This is a genomic window from Pseudoduganella sp. RAF53_2 (assembly GCF_052113985.1).
In the GTDB taxonomy this organism is placed as follows: domain Bacteria; phylum Pseudomonadota; class Gammaproteobacteria; order Burkholderiales; family Burkholderiaceae_D; genus Rugamonas.
In genome coordinates this window covers 1-2,492 of the sequence record NZ_JBFRDW010000773.1, presented here as the reverse complement: position 1 = coordinate 2,492, position 2,492 = coordinate 1, and the positions used below count along the sequence as shown (strand labels likewise).

The 2,492-nt window shown below is 64.2% G+C and carries 3 protein-coding genes; 2 read left to right on the top strand and 1 reads right to left on the bottom strand.

Going from position 1 to position 2,492, the window contains the following annotated elements; all coding sequences use genetic code 11:
• On the bottom strand, positions 1–1,066 hold a 1,066-nt coding region (locus tag AB4Z11_RS29280), incomplete at its 3' end, for a M64 family metallopeptidase (RefSeq protein WP_442029337.1).
• A 96-nt stretch (positions 1,067–1,162) separates the two neighbouring features.
• On the opposite strand from AB4Z11_RS29280, the gene AB4Z11_RS29275 reads away from it, so the two are divergent.
• Both AB4Z11_RS29275 and AB4Z11_RS29270 read left to right on the top strand, forming a co-directional pair.
• Complete coding sequence (locus AB4Z11_RS29275) at positions 1,163–1,723, top strand: sigma-70 family RNA polymerase sigma factor (protein WP_442029336.1); 561 nt, start codon at positions 1,163–1,165, stop codon at positions 1,721–1,723.
• Positions 1,720–2,492, top strand: a 773-nt coding sequence (locus AB4Z11_RS29270; RefSeq protein WP_442029335.1) for an anti-sigma factor, incomplete at its 3' end; no start/stop codon positions are given. The genes AB4Z11_RS29275 and AB4Z11_RS29270, both read left to right, overlap by 4 nt.

The following is a 2,492-nucleotide window of genomic DNA, read 5'->3' as shown; positions in this document are numbered from 1 at the left end:
TCTTCCATTTCAGCTGAGCCGGGTCCTGCAGGGCCGTGACGTTCGGCTCCCACGGCTCCATGCGCGCTCCCCCGGTCGCGTAAGCCACGGGCGAGGTGTAATACTCGTCCGCCAGGCCCGCGAAGTGGTGGCCGAATTCGTGCACGAACAGGTAGTTGGCCCAATCGTTGTTGGCCGCAGCGGTGCTGAACTGGCCGTAGATGCCGCCACCGCCGTAGGTATCGTTGTTCACCAGGATCTCGATGAACTCATACGGTGCGTACTGGGCGATGTCGCGCAGCGCGCGGTTGTCGGTGGTCAGCACATAACGCTCGCTACCGAAGATATCGTAGCGCGTGCCGAGCGCGGAAGCATGGTGGGTATTGGTCGAAGGACGGCTCACGCCCGACTCCTGGGTCGGCACGGCCAGCGCCCATACATTGAAGTCGTTGGCGCGTTCCTTGTATGGCGACACGCTGAACATATAGTCGGTCAAGCGGCGTACGGTCTGCTCGAACTTGCCCATTTCGGCCTTGGTATAGCCATCGCCCAGGATCAGCAGGTCCACTTTCTTTTCGGACGGGCCGCTGACGCGGATCGGAATCGGCTTGGCCGGCGCAGGCTCCTGCTTGCGCACCACGTCCAGAACATCGGTATCGACTTCCGTGCTCCACACGACGGAGAATTCATTGCGCTCGTCGCGCTTCAGGATGCGCACCTTGACCGGCTGCTCCGGTTTGGGGAAGCGCACAGACTCGCTGAAACCACGGCTTGCCTTGGAGGCTTCGTCCGTGGTGCGCCATTCGCCGAACACGGTGGAAAAGGTGCGCGTGTACAGCAGCTTACCGGTCTTGGCGTCCGCCACTTCGACCTTGTTATTGCCACGGTTGGTGGTATCGATGGTGCGGCTCATATCGCCGGGCCACGGCAGCGGTTCAATCACCACGCGCTCCATGGCGTAGTTCTCGCTCAAGGCATTGCCGCTATGGAGGTAATCGACGCGTACGGTGGCGGGTTGGGCGGCGCAGGCCAGGCTGGCTGCGGTGCTGAGCGTCGTGGCGGCCAGCAGACGGGCAAATTGGGACATGCAATCTCCAAGTGTTGAATGTTTGCGCGATATTGTAGACCTCCGGCCGGGCTGCCGCTATGATGGATTGACCCACTGCCCTCACGGAGTCCTGCCATGTCCTCCGATCCACAGCAGCTGCGCAACTGGCTGATCGCCACGGGCCGCCACGATGCGGCTGCATTCCGTTCGCTCTACGACGCTGCAGCGCCGAAACTGTTTGGCTTCGCGCTGCGTATATTACGTAAGAAGGAGCTGGCCGAAGAAGCCTTGCAGGATGGCTTTGTCTCAATCTGGCATTCGGCCAGCACCTACCAGTCCGGCCTTTCTGCGCCAATGACGTGGATGACGGCCATCGTGCGCAACAAGGCGCTCGATATCCTGCGCCGCCTGGATGAACCGATAGAAATCGATGCCGACTTCATGAACGCCCTGCCCGATTCCGACGTACGCCCCGAAGAGGCGCTGCAATTGAGCGCCCAGGCGCAGGCGCTGGCCGCCTGCCTCTCCGCGCTGGAAGGGCTGCACCGGCAGGTGATCGGGCTGGCGTTTTACCACGATATGTCCCACACCGAGGTGGCGCAGCGCATGTCCCTGCCCATTGGCACGGTAAAAACCTGGATCAGACGCGGGCTGGAACGCCTCAAGACCTGCCTCGCGCAAAGGGGGCAGGCATGAATATCCGGGGCAACGAGACATTGCGCGAGCGCCTGGCGGCGGAATACGTGCTGGGCACCTTGCGCGGTAGCGCGCGGCGGCGTTTTGAAGGGTGGATGTTCAATGATGCGGCCTTGCGCCGTACCGTGAACGAGTGGCAGGATCGCCTGCTGCCGCTGGCCGAGCTGGCGCCGCAGCAGGCGCCCTCGCCGCAGGTGTGGCGCGACATTGAGCGCCGCCTGCGCCTCAGCGCCGCTGGTGCCGTCAATGCCGCAGGGGCCGCTGATACCGAGGGAACCCGCGACGCGACCGGCCGCGCACCGCGCCGGCAGACGGGCGAAACGCCGGGCGCCCGCTGGTGGGATTCGCTGCGCTGGTGGCGCGGCCTGGGCATCGCGTCCACCGCGCTGGCGGCAATACTGGTTGCCACCATTGGCGTGCGCACACTACAAGCCCCGTCCATCGACATGGTTGCCACGCTGACGGACGCGCAAGCCCAGCCCGCGCTGGTGGTGACCGCTGATTCACGCCATCAAACCATGGAAGTCAAAGTGGTCGGCGGCGCCCCTGTGCCGGACGATAAAACCTTGCAGTTGTGGGCGATTCCGAAACAAGGCAACCCGCGCTCGCTGGGCGTGCTCGGCGCGGCGCGGACGGCAAAGCTGGCACTGAACGACAAGGCCGTGGGCAGCGATGTGGTGCTGCTGGCGATCAGCCTGGAGCCGCGCGGTGGTTCGCCAGATCCCAACGGCCCGACGGGACCCGTGCTGTACAAAGGCCCGTGGGTAAG

Excerpts from the sequence above, each read along its gene's own strand:
- AB4Z11_RS29275 (WP_442029336.1), top strand. The coding sequence starts at position 1,163 with ATGTCCTCCGATCCACAGCAGCTGCGCAACTGGCTGATCGCCACGGGC.